Origin of the sequence: Haloferax sp. AS1 (genome assembly GCF_014530665.1) — an archaeon.
GTDB classification, from domain to species: domain Archaea; phylum Halobacteriota; class Halobacteria; order Halobacteriales; family Haloferacaceae; genus Haloferax; species Haloferax volcanii.
This window is the reverse complement of record NZ_SPSA01000001.1, coordinates 2084116-2099878: the sequence shown is the minus strand read 5'-3', so window position 1 is coordinate 2099878 and position 15763 is coordinate 2084116. Positions and strand designations below refer to the sequence as shown.

The following is a 15763-nucleotide window of genomic DNA, read 5'->3' as shown; positions in this document are numbered from 1 at the left end:
TGCAACCACCCCGTTAAACTGTTTGGGAAGCGGTAGCACAACGAACGCGCACGGCTCCATTGCGATATAGTACCAAGATTGTGAGAGGTTGCCAAAGCTATAAATAACGGTGTTTCATGAGCTAAGGTATCACGCGTACCGCTACAAGGGTGTGTACGTAGCTCCAGAAAACAATGTCAGACGACAACATTACCGAGATAAACATGGACAGACGGCAATTTATTGCGGCCGCGAGCGCGGTCGGCGCGACCGCGTTTGCGGGCTGTACCGGCGGTGACGCCGGTGGTTCCGGCGGTTCCGACGGAACCGAGACGAGCGGCGGGAGCACCGACAGCAGTTCGTCGGGCAACTCGGGAGAGACCGTCCGCGTCAACGTCGCGCTCGCCGCGGAGCCGTGGAACTTCGACCCCGCGCTCTGGACGGACACCGCGACCAGCACCATCGGCGGCCTCATCTACGACGAGGTCATCGAACTGACGCCCGACTCCGAACTCCAGCCCGGCCTCGTGACCGAGGTGCCCGACCCCGTCGACGGCGGGACCGCCTTCGAATACACGCTCCGCGAGGGCATCACGTTCCACAACGGCGACGAAGTGACCGTCGAGGACTTCAAGTACTCCGTCGACTGGATTCTCAACCCCGACAACAAGTCGCCGGTCAAGAGCCGCCTCCCGTTCGTCGAGGGCACCGAAATCGTCGGTGACCGGACGCTCCGGCTCAACCTCTCTCAGCCGTTCGGGACGCTCAACTGGTGGCTCACGCGCGGCCTGGAGGGTATCGTTCCCGAGGGCTCCCGCGGCGACACCGCAGACGGGAAGGGACCCAGCGGCCTCGCGACCGACCTCACGCAGGACCCCTCCGGCGCGGGCACCGGCGCGTTCAAATTCGTCGAGTGGAAAAGCGGGAGTCACGTCCTCCTCGAAAAGAACGAGGACTACTGGAAGGAGGGTGCGCCCGCCGTCGACGAGTTCAAGTTCGACTTCATCGGCGAGGACTCCACGCGCCTCGCGAACCTCCGCTCGGGCCAGCTCGACCTGACGGACAAGGTCCCCCCGAAGGACTTCGAGAGCCTCAGCGGCCAGCCCGACATCACGACCGAGTCCGTCCCCGGCAACTTCACGCAGGTGCTGTACGTGAATCTGATGGAGTCGGAGGGCAACCCGATGAGCAACCGGCACAACCGCCGCGCGGTGCTGTTCGGCATCGACCGCGAGGAGATTCTCGACGAGGTGTTCTACGGGCAGGGCGCGGTCCAGAAGGGACCGTGGTACCCCGACAGCGACTGGACCTCGCGGAAGCTCAAGGAGATGCAGATGTACGACCCCGAGAAGGCCAAGAAAGAACTCGAACTCGCGGGCAACCCCGACGGCTTCGAGATGGACATCATCGCCACCAAGGGCTCGTGGTTCAAAGACGAGGCCGTCGTCATCCAGAACCAGCTGTCTGAAATCGGCATCGAAGCCAGCGTCACCGCCGTCGACAAGTCCACGCTCCTCAACCAAGTGTACAGCACGGACACGTGGCACGCCGCGATGGAAGACTGGGCGCAGTCGATTCCGGTCGCCACGTCGTGGCTCGACGCCGGCTACGCCGACAACAACCACAACCACAACAACTGGCACCACCCGTCGGACGACCTCGAAGACATCTACGCGCCGAGCGGCCCCGCCGCGCCCGAAGACGCCGACGGCGACTTCTCGAACGGCCACGAGTGGTACGTCTCGAAGCTCCGCGAGGCGCAGGCCTCGACGGACGAACAGGAACAGAAGGAAATCGTCTGGGAACTGGAGGAGTACCTCGTCGAACACGGCATCCAGATCGACATCGCCTACGTGAACAAGCTCGAAGCGTGGCGCAACGCCGTCAACGACTACGACGTGGGCACGTTCCAGGACAACTACCGCTTCGTCTCGAAGGGTGAGTGACGAACAGATGCACACGCGTTCGCGCCAGCCCCGTCGATTTCCAGCGGCGACCCGGGGGGTGACTCAGCCGTGAGCATGTTCCGGTTCGTCCTCAAGCGCCTGCTGTTGAGCCTGCCCGTCCTCCTCGGGGTGAGCGTCGTCGTCTTCGCGCTCGTCCACCTCGCGCCGGGCGGTCCGGTGCGGGTGATGCTCGGCCCGCTCAGCAGCGAGGAGCTCGTCAGGCAGATTCGACTGGAGATGGGGCTCAACCGCCCGCTGTACGTCCAGTACGGCCTGTGGATGCTCGACGCCCTCCAAGGCGACTTCGGCGTGTCGTGGACGGTCCAGCAGGGAACGCCCGTGACCGACATCATCGTCGAGCGCATCCCGCTGACGGTCGAGCTGTCGATTCTCAGCATGATTACGGCGATTCTCATCGCCATCCCGGCGGGCATCATCAGCGCCGTCCGCAAGGACAAGCCCGCGGACCACGCCGCGCGTATCGCCGCGCTGTCGGGCATCTCGATTCCCGACTTCTGGCTGGGTATCATCCTCATCATGATATTCGCGGTGCAGTTTTCGTTCCCGTGGGCGACCGGCGGCTGGACGCCGCCGTGGGTCGACCCGGTGGCGAACCTCCAGCAGTTGTTCCTCCCGGTCATCACGCTCGGGACGGCCTACTCCGCGCTCATCGCCCGGATGATGCGCTCGGAGATGCTGGACACGCTCAGTCAGGATTACGTCAAGACCGCCCGTGCGATGGGCATCGGCGCGCGCGAAATCGTCCTCAAGGACGCCTCGAAGAACGCGCTCATCCCCGTCGTGACCGTTATCGGCGTCGGACTCGGCCAACTGATGAACGGCGCGATTCTGACCGAGACGGTGTTCAACCTCCCCGGTATCGGGAAGCTCCTGATACTGGCCATCGACCGCCGCGACTACCGCATCATCCAGGCGCTCATCCTGTTCATCGCGAGCGTGTTCGTCTTCGCGAACCTCGCGGTGGACGTGCTGTACGCCTACCTCGACCCCCGCATCAGACACGATGGAAACTAACATGGCAACGACAGACCAGACGGACGAGGCGGTGCCCGCCGCGCAAGCCCCCGGCACGCACCACAGTCAGTTCGAGATGTTCTGGAAGGAGTTCCGCCAGAACACCCTCTCGCTCGTGGGGAGCGCGATCATCCTCACGATGCTCCTGACCGCGCTGTTCGCGCCGTTTCTCGCCCCCCACGACCCGACGACGCAGTTCGAGGCACCGGACGGCGAACACAACCCGATGCCGATGGGCACCGAGATGCTCATCGAGAACAGCGCCGGCGAGGTCGTCGGCACGACGACGGCCTACCTCGGCACCGACCACCACGGCCGGGACATCCTCTCGCGCATCATCTACGGGTTGCGGACGCTGATGACCGTCTCACTCGGCGTCGTCGGCTTCGCGATGGCGCTCGGCGTGACCGCCGGCGCAATCGCCGGCTACTACCGTAACACGTGGGTCGACGAGGTCGTCATGCGCTTCATGGACATCCTGTTTTCCTTCCCGAGCCTCATCCTCGCTATCGCGGTACTCGGCGTGCTCGGGGTGGGAAGCACGGAATACGGCTCGTTCACGCTTCCGAACATCGTGAAGGTCATCGCCGTCATCGGCGTCGTCTACATCCCGAGTTTCGCGCGCGTCATGCGCGGGTCCGTCCTCAAGGAGATGGAAGAAGACTACATCGACGCCGCGAAGTCCCTCGGGGCGAGCGACCGACACATCCTCGTGAAGGACATCGCCGTCAACACCCTGCCGACCGTCGTGGTCCAAGGGACGCTCTACATGGGGACGGCCGTCCTCGCCAGCGCCGCGCTGTCGTTCCTCGGACTCGGCATCCAGCCGCCGAACGCGAGCCTCGGACTGATGCTGTCGAACGCCCGCGGCTACCTTTACAGCGGCGAGTGGTGGTACTCGGTGTTCCCCGGACTCGTCATCGTCGTCACTATCCTCGGGTTCAACCTGCTCGGAGACGGCCTGCGCGACGCGCTCGACCCCCGCAACGACGGAGGCGAGCGATGAGCGCCGACCCGGACGAACAGCCGGTACTCGAAATCCGCGACCTCGTCACGCGGTTCTACACCGACGAGGGGACGGTCAAGGCCGTCGACGGCTCGTCGTTCGACCTCTACGAGGGCGAGACGCTGGGCATCGTCGGCGAGTCGGGCTCCGGCAAGTCCGTGACCGCGCTGTCGATGCTCCAACTCGTGGACAGCCCCGGTCGCATCGAGCGGGGGAGCGTCCGCTACCGCGGCGACGACCTGCTCGAAAAGAGCGAGACGGAGATGCGGTCGATTCGGGGCAACGACATCGCGATGATGTTTCAGGACCCGATGACGAGTCTCAACCCCGTGTTCACCGTCGGCGACCAGATTAGCCGGGTCATCAAGACCCACCAGGACGTGTCGGACGCGGCGGCCCGCGAGCGGACCATCGAACTCATGGCCGACGTGGGCATCCCCGAACCGACCTCGCGCGTGGACAACTACCCCCACCAGTTCTCCGGCGGGATGCGTCAGCGCGCGCTGCTCGCGATGGCAATCTCCTGCGAGCCGGACGTGCTCATCGCCGACGAACCCACGACGGCGCTCGACGTGACCATCGAGACGCAGATATTCAACGTCCTCGACGAACTCCAGGAGAAGTACGGGATGAGCATCATCCTCATCACGCACGACCTCGGCGTCGTCGCCGGGACCTGCGACCGCGTCGCCGTCGCCTACGGCGGCCGCGTCGTCGAGCGCGCCGGCGTGGACGACCTGTTCGAGAACCCGCGGCACCCCTACACCCGCGGCCTCATGCGGTCGATTCCGCGGCTGACCGACGACACCGACCGGCTGACGCCCGTCGAGGGCGACGTGCCGAACCTCACCGACCTGCCGTCGGGCTGTTCGTTCCACCCGCGGTGTCCCCACGCGACCGCCGAGTGCGAGTCGTACGACCCCGAACTGCGGGAGGTCGAACCCGGTCGGGAGGCGGCGTGTCTCCACGCCCGCGGCTACGACCTCTCGCCGTCGGCCATCGAGACGGAGACGGAGCGCGCGGAGGCGGACGGCGGCGGCCCCACGGCCCCCGCGACCGACGGGGGTGCGTCCCAATGAGCGACGACCCGCTGTTGTCCGTCTCGGGACTCCACAAGTATTTCACGCAGAACGACGGCTTCATCGACCGCCTGCTCGGAGCCGACGAGACGGTGAAAGCCGTCAACGGCGTCTCGTTCGACATCGAGCGCGGCGAGACGCTCGGGCTCGTCGGGGAGTCCGGCTCCGGCAAGTCGACGACTGCGCGGTCGGTCCTCCGGCTGGACGAACCGACGAAAGGGACGGTCAGCTACGACGGCACCGACCTGACGGCGCTGTCGGACCGGGAGATGACGGAGATGCGAAAGCGCATCCAAATCGTCTTCCAAGACCCCGCGTCGAGTCTCAACCGCCGGAAGACCGTCGGCCAAATCATCAAACAGCCGATGGAGATTCACGGCCTCTACGAGGGCGAACGCGACGCCCGCGTGGACGAACTCATGGAGACGGTCGGCCTGCCGCCGCAGTACTCGAACCGCTACCCCCACGAGTTCTCCGGCGGCCAGCGCCAGCGCGTCGGCATCGCCCGCGCGCTCGCGGTCGACCCGGACTTCATCGTCGCCGACGAACCCGTCTCCGCGCTCGACGTGTCGATTCAGGCGCAGATTCTCAACCTCCTCGACGATTTGCAGGAGGAGTTCGACCTGACGCTTCTGTTCATCGCCCACGACCTCAGCGTGATTCGCCACGTCTGCGACCGCGTCGCCGTGATGTACCTCGGAGAAATCGTCGAACTCGCGGACGCCGACGAGCTGTTTTCGAACCCGCAGCACCCCTACACGCGGGCGCTGTTGGGCGCGATTCCCCAGCCGGTGCCCGAACTCGCCCGGCAACGACAGGTGCTCGAAGGCGAGGTTCCCTCGCCGCTCGACCCGCCGTCGGGCTGTTCGTTCAACCCGCGGTGCCCCGCGGCGACCGAGGAGTGCACGTCGGTCGACCCGACGCTCGACGACGTGGCGGGCGCGACCGGCGGCCACAAGGCCGCCTGCATCCACGTCGACGAGTTCGAGACCGGCGCGGGCGTCCCGAGCGCCGCGCAGGGCGTCGACGAGCGGTTCAGCATCGAGAACTTCGACGCCGAGCCGACGCTCGTCACCGACGGCCGGGGTGACGACGACAGATGAGCGTCGCCGTCAAGCCGATGCTCCGCATCGTCCTGACGTTCGCCATCGTGTGGTTCTACCGCGGGCTGTTGCCGCCGCTGTCGCCCGTGGCGAGCACGGTCGCGTTGGTCGTCCTCGCGGTGCCGACGTGGGTGGTCGTGAGCCGCCTGCTGTTCAACGCCGGCGGGGCGCTGGCGATGATAGACGACGAGTTCGACCGCACGTAGCGGGAGCGCTCGAACCTCGGTAGCTGTTCGGGAGCGTTTCGCGCAACCGGGTGGCGGCGTTCACTTCGCTCTCCCACAAGTAGAGTATAGCGAAGTCAGTCTCCCGAGAGCACCGATAAATATAGTATTAACTAAGCAATAATCCACCACGAAGTGACGCATCGAGTTGAATCGCCCAATTAGACAATTCTAGCTATCCACCGCACTTAACATACTATTTAGTAGCGCATGTTATTATATCTAGTTAGAAAGTGTAATAAATGCTATTTTAAGTTTGGAATTAATATCTTCCGAATCAGATAGAAATCCAAGTCCCCAAATTATATTGTATGTTTCTCACAATATTTTGTTGTCAGAATTACGTCCTCGATGACCCGTCGTATGCCTACTCGGGGAGACTAACGGTCCCGCGGACTGCGCCGCGGACGACGAGCGAGACACCAGTAGGGGTGCATCGAAACAGCGACTCGTCTGACGAGACGGTGCCACGGCCATGGAGTAAAAGCGCGGTTACGAGGTTGTTCGCCGGGAAATCACCGCTCGGTGAGTAGTTCTGTCGGGTCGAATCGAGTGGCCGCGATGTGTCGTTGACCCCCGTCGACAGCGACGTCGTCGTCCTGTTTGTTGAAATAGTACGTGGCGAGGATGGTCCCGTCGTCGAGTACGGCCGCCCGCGGGTAGCCGAGGTCGTAGTTCGCGCCGTCGTCGCGGAGAATCCATTCGCGGCTCCACGTGGCACCGTCGTCGTGACTCACGCGGGCGCGGATGCCGTACGGCGGGTGGCGGTAGCCGTAGATGCACACGAGCGACCCGTCGTACTCAAGGAGTTTGCTCGGTGCGCCGAGGTCGTTCACGCGCGAGACGAACGACCAGTTGCGCCCGTCGTCGGTCGAGCGATAGATTTCGGTCCACTCGCAGTCGACTGATATCTTACACCGAACGGCCGCGACGAGCGTCCCGTCCTCGAGCAGGACTGGCGAGGGACACAGCATGCGGTACTTCTCGCTCCCGTCGATCTGCGACAGGAACGTCCAGTTCTGCCCCCCATCGAACGACGCGTACACGATTGGCACGTCGTGGGGGTCGCTTCCCGTCTTCCCCGTCAGCATCAACAGGAGCGTGCCGTCTTCGCGAGTGATGTACGACGGACGGCCCTGTATTCGCTCGAAGTCGAACATCGGGAGGCGCTTCGCGTCGCTCCACGAGTCCCCACCGTCGTCGGACAGCTTCACCCAGGGAACCGCGTCCGAGGCCGCTGAATGCGGAGACGACCAACAGGCCATGAGGGTGTCCCGATTCGAGAAGTCGTGGGGCTCGATGTCCGGAATCTCGTTGTAGAGCACCTGTTCGGAGGTCTCGACGTTATCCGAGATGACCCCGTCGTCCGTCCACGTGTCGCCGCCGTCGGTCGTTCGCATCGCACGGATAGCGCCGTAGGTCTCGATGCGTGCGTGGCTCAGCTGATTCTGCTTGTTCTCGGTCGGGGAGACGACGCTCCCGTAGCGAACGACCTTGGCGTCGTGGAGGTTCTCGGGCACCGAGTAATCGCAGTCGTGGTTGATGAACGCGACGACCACGCCATCGTCGGTCTTCCACATCCCGCCGTTGAAGGGCCACGCCGAGAACTCGCCGTCACCGTGGTAGACGACGGTGTGTTCGGCACTCTCGACTCTCTTGGGTGAAGCTAGCATGCGTCTGTTTCAGAGAGTTGGGGCGGGGATATTAAAGATACCGCAGGCGGTGGTGAAAACGGGTCACGCCCCGACGACTTCGACGAACGAGGCGTCGCAGTCCGCACATCGCATCGTCGTGACGGTTCGCGTCCGACAGCACGTCGCTTCGGTTCGACGCTGAAAGCCGGGGTCGCCGCCGCAGGACGGGCAGCGGTCGAGGAACAGTCGAAGCTCGCCGAGGGCGATGCCTCGCGTTCGCGAAGACAGCCCGTGCCATCCCGGGAGTTCGCTCGCCAGCGCAACCGCACCGGCCGCGTCGGCGAGGAACGCTTCGCGCGAGGGCCACCGACCGGCGTGCGCCCCATCGACGGAGACGGCGAAGTCGCCGGCCGATTCGTCGACGACGAACTCGGACGACTCGGCATCGACAAGCGCGGACTCCGAGAGTGCGGCGTCTACGTCGGCACCGATGGCGTCGAGTGCGTCCGTCCACGCACGACGAACGGCGTCCGTCAGACAGAAATCCGCCCCGCCGTCGCACGGCACAAGCACGCCGTGTTCGACGAGGACGTTGTCGCGGTCGCGGTCACTCACGTCGGTCGGTTCCGGATGCGAATCGAGGGCCGTCTGTGCCGGCCCGTGTTCGAAATACGCCATCGCCCGCGAGGGGAGGTATCGCTGTGTCAGGGTCGGTGTCCCCGGTATCAGATACCCCCGGAGACCGATGACTGCGGCCGACGCCGCGAGTGAGACAGCACCCAAGAGCGGCGACCCCGCCCACGCGACGACTCCGGCGAGGGCAACGGCGAAAACGGCGTTCACGCCGGTACAGGGGAGACACCGATTATCACCCGTGTACGCTGGATTCCTGACGCGGTCGAGCACGGTCGAGCCGCGGTGACGTAGCCAGTGCATCGGTCACCTCGTCAGACGTCCGGGCCGCGGGTCACGACGTCGTCGGAGCCGGAATCGAAGAGATGCGTCGCCCGAGTCTCGATAGCGAGGCGAACCACCTCGCCTTTTTCGTAGGAGTTGTCGGCCGGGAGCGTCACCCTGACTTCGCCCTGCGGGCCCTCGATGGTCGCCAGCATCTGCTTTCCGATCCGCTCGATGAGGGTGATTTCGCCTTCGAGATCACCGTCGTTCCGGTCGAGCCTGACGTCTTCGGGCCGGACGCCAACCGTGACGTCGTCGCCGACGCCGACCGCCGTGGAGTCGACCACCTGAAGCTCGACGTCTCGACCGTCGACCGATACGACGACCGTCTCGCCGCTCGCGCGGTCGACGGTGCCGTCGAAGAAGTTCATCGACGGGTTGCCGATGAAGTTCGCCACGAACCGGTTCGCCGGCCGCTGGTAGAGTTCGTCGGGCGTCCCGATCTGCTCGATGCCGCCGTCGTTGAACACCGCGATACGGTCGCTCATCGTCATCGCCTCCTCTTGGTCGTGCGTCACGTAGATTGTCGGCTTCTCCACGCGGTCGTGGACGCGCTGGATTTCCTTGCGAATCTCGACTTTGAGCTTCGCGTCGAGGTCGCTCAGCGGCTCGTCCATCAGGAACGCCTCCGGTTCGTGGACGATGGTTCGCGCCAAGGCCGCCCGCTGTTGCTGGCCACCGCTGAGTTCGCCGGGGTACTTCTCCAGCAACTCGCGAATCTGCATGATGTCCGCGGCTTCCTCGGCGTTCTCGTATCGCTCCTGCTTCGGAACGTTCCGGACTTTCAGCGGGTAGGAGATGTTCTCTTTTACCTTCATGTGCGGGTAGAGAGCGATGTTCTGGAACATCATCGCTAAGTTCCGCTTGTGAGCCGGCTTCCCCGTCATGTCCTCGCCATCGAATCGGATGCTCCCGCTCGTCGGCGTTTCGAGCCCCGCGATACAGCGGAGCGTCGTCGTCTTCCCGCAGCCCGATGGGCCGACGAACGTGAAGAAATCGCCTTCGTCGATGCTGAAATCGATGCCATCGACGGCCGTTATCGTGCCGGACGGCGAACTGAACTCTTTCCGCAGGGAGCTGACCTCAATAGTCATGATTAACAACCACACACATCTTGTGAGACGGTCCCATTATACGTTTCGGTGGATGCAGATTCTCAGCTCGACTGCGAGCGAAAAACGAGGGCACAGGACTGCGGTCGAGCGTTACATCTGTCCGCCGACTTCGAAGCCTTCGAGGAGGTACTTCTGGAGCGCGAAGACGAAGATGAACGCCGGGATTACCATCATCACGCTCGCGGCCATCACCTCCCCCCAGAGCGTCTGCTTCTGTATCGTGAACATGTGGATACCGACGGTCAGCGGCCAGTTCTCACTGGTCGGCATGATGATGCGGGGAATCGTGTACGCCCCCCACGCCGTCGCGTACGAGAAAATCGCGACCGCGATGACGCCGGGCTTCGCCATCGGCAGTGCGATCTCGTAGAACGCGCGGAACGGCGACGCGCCGGCCATCTGAGCGGATTCCTCGAGCGAGATGGGGACGTTCTGGAAGAACTTCCACATCAGCCAGATACCGAACGGAAGCGCCGTCGCCGTGACCGCGAGAATGAGACCGAGGTGACTGTTGATGAGGCCGATGCGACTCCAGAAGATGAACATCGGGATCGCGAGGAGAATCTGCGGGAACATGTACCCGAAGAGGATGATTCTCGCGAACGTCTTCTTGTGTGGGATGTCGATGCGCGTGAGCCCGTAGCCGGCCAGCGTCGACATCGACGTCGTGACGCCGACGACGCCGACCGAGAGAATCATGCTGTTCGTGAAGTACGTCGGGAAGTTCGTCCCCTCGAACGTATTGACGAAGTTCTCGACGGAGAACGTCTGCGGCAACAGCGTCTGCGGAACGTTGTAGATCATGTCGGTCGGCCGCAGCGCCGTGCTGACCATCCAGAAGATGGGGAAGATGACGACGAAGAGCAGCAGCACCAACAGGGCGTTCAAAAGCAGGTTCCACCCTCTCGACCGACCTTGGTGCGAGAGGTGCGTCAGCGGGTTCCACGGCTTGTCTACGGTTCGCTGCTTGACGCTCGACCACTTCCGCCCGATGTCGTTGCGGATGCTCATTCTGCACGCACCTCCGCGGACGGTTCGAAGATGCGGAAGTACAACACCGCCGCGACCAACAACACGAGGAACAACACGGTCGAGACGGCCGCCGCGATACCGAGTCGACTCGTCCCGAAGGCGACGTTGTACGCGTAGATGGGTGCGGTGGTCGTCGCCCCGCGAGGGCCGCCCTGAGTGAGGACCCAGATGTAGTCGAAGGTGTTGAACATCCATACCGCACGCAGCAGCAACACGATGAAGAACACGCCCTTCAGGTTCGGGAGGGTGATATCCCGGAAGCGTTGGTACGCCGTCGCACCGGACATCTTCGCGGCCTCGTAGAAGCTCTCCGGGATGGCCTGCAACCGAGCGAGCACCATCACCGTGACGAAGATGGAGTCCTTCCAACTACTCGTGAGAATCGCCGCGAGCATCGCAGAGCCCTGATTGCCGAAGAACGACACGTACCCCTCGGTGAGTCCGATCTGGACGGCGAGTTGGTTGACGATTCCCCACTGCGAGTTCAGCATCCAGAGCGCCATGAAGCCGATGACCGCGTTCGGGATGAGATACGGGAGAATCGCGAACGTCCGCGCGATGTTGACGAACTTGAACGACCGATTGAGTAGCAACGCGAGGGTGGTGCCGAAGACCACCTGAATGACGACCGAACCGCCCGCGTAGACGACCGACCGGCTGAGCGCATCGTAAAACGAATCGCTCGACAGGAGCGTCTCGAAGTTCGCGACACCGATCCACTGCCACTCGTTCGAGAACGCGTTGATGCTGAAGAAACTCGCGCCGATGACGCCGACAATCGGAACGAGATTCACGAACGTGAAGAGCAACATCGGCGGGAGAATCGTCAGCGCGGCCAGTACCTTCTTCTTCGAGAGGAACTCGAACGCCTCGTCTCGTAGTTGTCGAGCCCGAGAGCCGTGCTTGTTGATTGTACTCATGGAACGTGCCAATTCTTCATGAACCAATGGTAAAAATCTTCCCATCACCGTAGTCATCGGGGTGAGTGAAAAGGACGAAACCAGGCGGAGCGCACCCCGACGAGGACGTATCCCCCCCCCATAGATTATTATAGGAGTATGCGAGAACGTACTGACGACCATGGTATTTGGAGAGCCGAGAGTGGGCTTCGGAACGTGGCAGAACACCGACCCGGACGCCTGTGCGGAGAGCGTCCGAACGGCGCTGGAGATGGGCTACCGCCACATCGACACGGCGCAGCTGTACGACAACGAAGCCTACGTGGGCGACGGAATCGAGCGTGCGGACGTCGACCGCGAGGAGATAACGCTGGGGACGAAACTCTGGCCAGGCGACCTCGCGTCCGACCGCGTCCCCGAAGCGGTCTCCGAGAGCCTCGACCGCCTCGGCGTGGACTACGTCGACGTCCTCTACGTGCACTGGCCGGCGAAAGACTACGACGCCGCGGACACGTTAGGCGCGTTCGCCGAACTCCGAGACGAGGGCCTGATTCGACACGTCGGCGTGAGTAACTTCACCGCCGACCTGCTCGACGAGGCGCAGGCCGCCTGCGACGTTCCAATCGCCGTCAATCAGGTCGAACTGCATCCGCTGCTCCCGCAACCGGACCTCATCGAGTACTGTCGCGGTCACGATATCGAAGTCGTCGCCTACTCGCCGCTCGCCCGCGGCGAGGTCTTCGAGATTCCGGAGATAACCGACATCGCCCGCGAAAACGGGCTCAGCGAGGCGCAGGTCGCCATCGCGTGGCTGCTCTCGAAAGACGGGGTCCACCCCATCCCGAAGGCGTCGAGCGAAGACCACATCCGTGGAAACCTCGAAGCCGCGGATATCGAACTCGCGTCGGACGAACTCGCTCGTATCGACGATATCGACCGCGAGCTACGAATCGCCGACCGAGACTGGGTCGACTGGTAACACCGACCCGAGAGCGGGCTTTTACGAACCGTCTGGAAGAACCACCAGCAGTGGCACACGAGTGACGGTGCTGCGGGTTCCGAACCGAACACGCCTCGGGGTCGGTACCTATGTGGCACAGAAAAGAAATCGGTAGGGGACGCCGACTGCACGCCGGGTCGTCGCAGGCAGGAGCGACACCGGAATCTGCGTCGCGGTTGGACGGCAGACAGATTCGGGGCGGGAGACGACTGCCCTAATCGTCGGCGGCGACCACTTCTCTGGCTCCTCGTTCGCGCATGTGTGCGACGGCCTGCTCGATTGCCGCGCGTTTCTCGTCGCCGTTCGTCACCTCGTCGAACGGGTGGAAGAGATGGCCCGGGTCGCGCCCGAGGACGTCGATGGCCGCTTTTTCGCCAGCGGGGAAGTTCGACTCGTAGTCTTCCATCGCGGCGCGGATGAGCGGCACGATAGAGAGGTGAAGCTCGCGAGCGCGGTCGTAGTCGCCGCGTTGGGTGGCTTCCCAGATTTGGACGGAGATACGCGGGCAGACGCTGCTGATACCCACGATACCGCCGTTGACGCCCAGCGTGTACGTCGGGAACTGCGCGATGCTCATCCCACCGAGCACGAAGCCGTCGTCGCCGATGGCTCGGAGATAGCGCGTCAAGTTACCGAGCGTGCTACTGACCTTGATGCCGACGACTTCCGGAATCTCCCGGACGAGGTCGCCGACGAGTTCCGCGTCGAGGTCGAGCAACGACATGACGTCGTAAACGACGATCGGGAGCTCCGAGACGTCCGCAATCGCGCGGTAGTAGTCGCGAATCGAGTCGTTGTCAGCCATATGCGAGCCGGCGTACCCCGTCGGTGGCATCACCATGAGGAAGTCAGCGCCGGCGTCGCGAGCGAGCCCCGCTTTCGTGGTGGCCTCGCGCGTCTGCCGCGCGATGACTCCCGCGACCACGGGAACGGCGCCGTCGACTTCGTCGACCGCGACTTCGTAGAGGTGCTGGAGCTGGTCGTTGTTCATCCGCATCCCTTCGCCGGTGCTTCCGCCGACGACGACGCCGGAAACGCCGGCGTCGAGATGGTAGCGAATCTCGTCTCTGAACGCGTCGTCTTTCAGTTGGCCATCAGCGTCGAGCGGGGTGATAAGCGGGGGGTTTACGCCGTGAAGTTCGTTGGTCATCTGTTGTTGGGGTCGTGTGTGAATCGGTGTGTCGTTTGGAACGTAACGGAGTCCGCTGTCGCGGTTACGGGGCCTTCGACACGTCGAGACGGAGGCCTCCGGCGTCGGTGGCTGTGACGTGAGTCACGCATCGTTACGGCCCTTTCGCCTGGTTCAGCGACTCGCGGGCGCTCTCGGCGACCTGGTCGACCGCCTCGCCGGGTGCCATGTCCTCGCTGATCACGAGCGAGATGGCGGTCGAACCCGGTCGCGTCGTGAAGATCGAATCGACGTAGGGGTTCGGTGGGCTGGTCTCGTGCGCCGGCGGAATCGCGTCGGTGACAGATTTCCACGCCGCGATATCCTCGTCGGTGTAGGAGTCCGGGAGCTTCTCCCGCATGTCTATCTCCTCTTTTTGTTTCGGGTACAGCGGCGCGTTCTGGATGTTGATGTAGCGCTCGTAGTACTCCGGTTGGAAGATGAATCGGTCGAGGAACGTCTTCGCCATGTCCGTGTTCGACCCCTCGAACGAACAGATCGACTTGATGACGCCGAAGAACTCCCCGGGGCCGTCGGGTCCCGGAATCGGCTCGGCGCGGATGTGTTGGTGGAAGTCGCGGTCGCGTTCAATCGACTGAATCTTCGGCCGTGCACCGCCGTACGTCGTGTGCGCCGACGATTCGGTGTGAAGCGCGTTGATTCGCTCCTCACAGCCGATGTCCGAACCGGGACCCGTGTAGGGCTGGAGCCGTTTGCGGAATTCGAGCATCTCGATCCAGCGCTCGCGGTTCTCTCCTTGGTCGATAGAGACCACGACCTCGCCGTCGTCGTTCCGAGTCGCCATGTTCGCGCCGTTACTCCGAAGGAAGCACTGAGCGACGAGTTCGCTACAATAGTGCGTCGACCACGGGAGCAGCGTCGCATCGGTCACCTCGTCAGAGTTGCTGGCTTCCTCCATCCAACTGACCATGTTCTCCCAGGAGTCCGGCTTCGACTCGGCGATGTCCTCTCGGTACCATTGCAGGTAGGGAATCGCGAAGAAGGGAATCGTGTAATGCTCGCCGTCGCGTTTGAGAAACGACCGCTCGTGGGGCATGCCCAGTCGGTCCGTAACCGTCTCGACCAAGTCGGTCATCGGCGCGAGCGTCCCCTGATTCTGGAGCTGCGTCGATTGCGTCACCGACGTGGGGAACAGCTCCGGTGGGTTGCCGGACTGAATGAGCTGAATGATTCGCTCTTGGATGCTCTGGCCCTCCGCACCGCATTCGAGGGTGACTGACGCGCCCGTCCGGTTTTCGAACTCCGCGAACGCGTCCTCCCAGACGCGCTTGAACACGTCCGAACACTCGTCGGTGACGACGCGCATCTCGCGCCCGCTGTAATCCGGCCAACCGTTTTCCTGGACCGAACCGGTCGTACTTCCTTCCGTGGGCGTCGACCCTGAACCACCGCCACCGCCGCCGATACACCCCGCAAGCCCGGCGACCGCTGAGCCGCCGACGGCTCTCAGGACGTTTCTGCGTCGAGTGACACTCCTCTCGCTGTCTCGGCATTCGTTCGATGCCATGAAACCTGCTTCATGATTGTAATGTAAATACATTTCTAATCATTGTTGACATTTGTCA

Annotated in this window: 14 protein-coding genes; 7 read left to right on the top strand and 7 right to left on the bottom strand. The window is 63.3% G+C overall.

Annotated features, from left to right (window positions below; all coding sequences use genetic code 11):
* Positions 1-173 precede the first annotated feature (173 nt).
* The 6 genes from E4P24_RS11005 (at position 174) to E4P24_RS10980 (ending at position 6354) form a co-directional block, all read left to right on the top strand.
* Positions 174-1925 (top strand): ABC transporter substrate-binding protein, encoded by a 1752-nt coding sequence (locus E4P24_RS11005; RefSeq protein WP_188148490.1) that lies wholly within the window; start codon positions 174-176, stop codon positions 1923-1925.
* A 75-nt stretch (positions 1926-2000) separates the two neighbouring features.
* Positions 2001-2960, top strand: coding sequence for an ABC transporter permease (locus E4P24_RS11000; protein WP_004062761.1), 960 nt, complete (start codon positions 2001-2003; stop codon positions 2958-2960).
* A 1-nt stretch (position 2961) separates the two neighbouring features.
* The gene (locus E4P24_RS10995) at positions 2962-3966 is read left to right on the top strand and encodes an ABC transporter permease (RefSeq protein WP_004062762.1); all 1005 of its coding nucleotides are present in this window, start codon (positions 2962-2964) and stop codon (positions 3964-3966) included.
* The gene (locus tag E4P24_RS10990) at positions 3963-5045 is read left to right on the top strand and encodes an ABC transporter ATP-binding protein (RefSeq protein WP_004062763.1); all 1083 of its coding nucleotides are present in this window, start codon (positions 3963-3965) and stop codon (positions 5043-5045) included. The genes E4P24_RS10995 and E4P24_RS10990 overlap by 4 nt, the downstream gene beginning before the upstream one ends.
* Positions 5042-6148, top strand: a complete 1107-nt coding sequence (locus tag E4P24_RS10985) for an ABC transporter ATP-binding protein (protein ID WP_004042006.1) — start codon at positions 5042-5044, stop codon at positions 6146-6148. Before E4P24_RS10990 ends, E4P24_RS10985 begins: the two co-directional genes overlap by 4 nt.
* Complete coding sequence (locus E4P24_RS10980; RefSeq protein ID WP_004062765.1) at positions 6145-6354, top strand: hypothetical protein; 210 nt, start codon at positions 6145-6147, stop codon at positions 6352-6354. Before E4P24_RS10985 ends, E4P24_RS10980 begins: the two co-directional genes overlap by 4 nt.
* A 533-nt stretch (positions 6355-6887) precedes the next feature.
* Here E4P24_RS10980 and E4P24_RS10975 read toward each other — a convergent pair.
* From E4P24_RS10975 to E4P24_RS10955, 5 genes are all read right to left on the bottom strand, one after another.
* The gene (locus E4P24_RS10975; protein ID WP_188148489.1) at positions 6888-8045 is read right to left on the bottom strand and encodes a sialidase family protein; all 1158 of its coding nucleotides are present in this window, start codon (positions 8043-8045) and stop codon (positions 6888-6890) included.
* A gap of 63 nt (positions 8046-8108) precedes the next feature.
* Positions 8109-8942 carry a hypothetical protein gene (locus tag E4P24_RS10970; RefSeq protein WP_223173925.1) on the bottom strand — a complete coding sequence of 278 codons (834 nt, stop codon included), beginning with the start codon at positions 8940-8942 and terminating at the stop codon, positions 8109-8111.
* An 11-nt stretch (positions 8943-8953) separates the two neighbouring features.
* Positions 8954-10057, bottom strand: coding sequence for an ABC transporter ATP-binding protein (locus tag E4P24_RS10965; RefSeq protein WP_115803328.1), 1104 nt, complete (start codon positions 10055-10057; stop codon positions 8954-8956).
* 111 nt (positions 10058-10168) lie between these two features.
* Entirely contained in the window at positions 10169-11089 is a 921-nt protein-coding gene (locus E4P24_RS10960; RefSeq protein ID WP_004062769.1) for a carbohydrate ABC transporter permease, read from the bottom strand.
* Positions 11086-12030: a carbohydrate ABC transporter permease gene (locus E4P24_RS10955; RefSeq protein ID WP_004062770.1), complete on the bottom strand. Its 945-nt coding sequence runs from the start codon at positions 12028-12030 to the stop codon at positions 11086-11088. The genes E4P24_RS10960 and E4P24_RS10955 overlap by 4 nt, the downstream gene beginning before the upstream one ends.
* Before the next feature lie 181 nt (positions 12031-12211).
* Between E4P24_RS10955 and E4P24_RS10950 the strand changes: the two genes are divergently transcribed.
* Positions 12212-12988, top strand: a complete 777-nt coding sequence (locus tag E4P24_RS10950) for an aldo/keto reductase (protein ID WP_004062772.1) — start codon at positions 12212-12214, stop codon at positions 12986-12988.
* Between the two features lie 235 nt (positions 12989-13223).
* Here the strand turns inward: E4P24_RS10950 and E4P24_RS10945 are convergent, their stop codons facing one another.
* Both E4P24_RS10945 and E4P24_RS10940 read right to left on the bottom strand, forming a co-directional pair.
* Positions 13224-14159: a dihydrodipicolinate synthase family protein gene (locus E4P24_RS10945; RefSeq protein ID WP_004062773.1), complete on the bottom strand. Its 936-nt coding sequence runs from the start codon at positions 14157-14159 to the stop codon at positions 13224-13226.
* 133 nt (positions 14160-14292) lie between these two features.
* Positions 14293-15705 carry an ABC transporter substrate-binding protein gene (locus E4P24_RS10940; protein WP_223173924.1) on the bottom strand — a complete coding sequence of 471 codons (1413 nt, stop codon included), beginning with the start codon at positions 15703-15705 and terminating at the stop codon, positions 14293-14295.
* Positions 15706-15763 lie beyond the last annotated feature (58 nt).

Bases quoted from the DNA above. Each gene is read 5' to 3' on its own strand.
- E4P24_RS11005 (WP_188148490.1), top strand. From the start codon at position 174: ATGTCAGACGACAACATTACCGAGATAAACATGGACAGACGGCAATTT.
- E4P24_RS11000 (WP_004062761.1), top strand. From the start codon at position 2,001: ATGTTCCGGTTCGTCCTCAAGCGCCTGCTGTTGAGCCTGCCCGTCCTC.
- E4P24_RS10995 (WP_004062762.1), top strand. From the start codon at position 2,962: ATGGCAACGACAGACCAGACGGACGAGGCGGTGCCCGCCGCGCAAGCC.
- E4P24_RS10990 (WP_004062763.1), top strand. From the start codon at position 3,963: ATGAGCGCCGACCCGGACGAACAGCCGGTACTCGAAATCCGCGACCTC.
- E4P24_RS10985 (WP_004042006.1), top strand. From the start codon at position 5,042: ATGAGCGACGACCCGCTGTTGTCCGTCTCGGGACTCCACAAGTATTTC.
- E4P24_RS10980 (WP_004062765.1), top strand. From the start codon at position 6,145: ATGAGCGTCGCCGTCAAGCCGATGCTCCGCATCGTCCTGACGTTCGCC.
- E4P24_RS10975 (WP_188148489.1), bottom strand. From the start codon at position 8,045: ATGCTAGCTTCACCCAAGAGAGTCGAGAGTGCCGAACACACCGTCGTC.
- E4P24_RS10970 (WP_223173925.1), bottom strand. From the start codon at position 8,942: ATGCACTGGCTACGTCACCGCGGCTCGACCGTGCTCGACCGCGTCAGG.
- E4P24_RS10965 (WP_115803328.1), bottom strand. From the start codon at position 10,057: ATGACTATTGAGGTCAGCTCCCTGCGGAAAGAGTTCAGTTCGCCGTCC.
- E4P24_RS10960 (WP_004062769.1), bottom strand. From the start codon at position 11,089: ATGAGCATCCGCAACGACATCGGGCGGAAGTGGTCGAGCGTCAAGCAG.
- E4P24_RS10955 (WP_004062770.1), bottom strand. From the start codon at position 12,030: ATGAGTACAATCAACAAGCACGGCTCTCGGGCTCGACAACTACGAGAC.
- E4P24_RS10945 (WP_004062773.1), bottom strand. From the start codon at position 14,159: ATGACCAACGAACTTCACGGCGTAAACCCCCCGCTTATCACCCCGCTC.
- E4P24_RS10940 (WP_223173924.1), bottom strand. From the start codon at position 15,705: ATGGCATCGAACGAATGCCGAGACAGCGAGAGGAGTGTCACTCGACGC.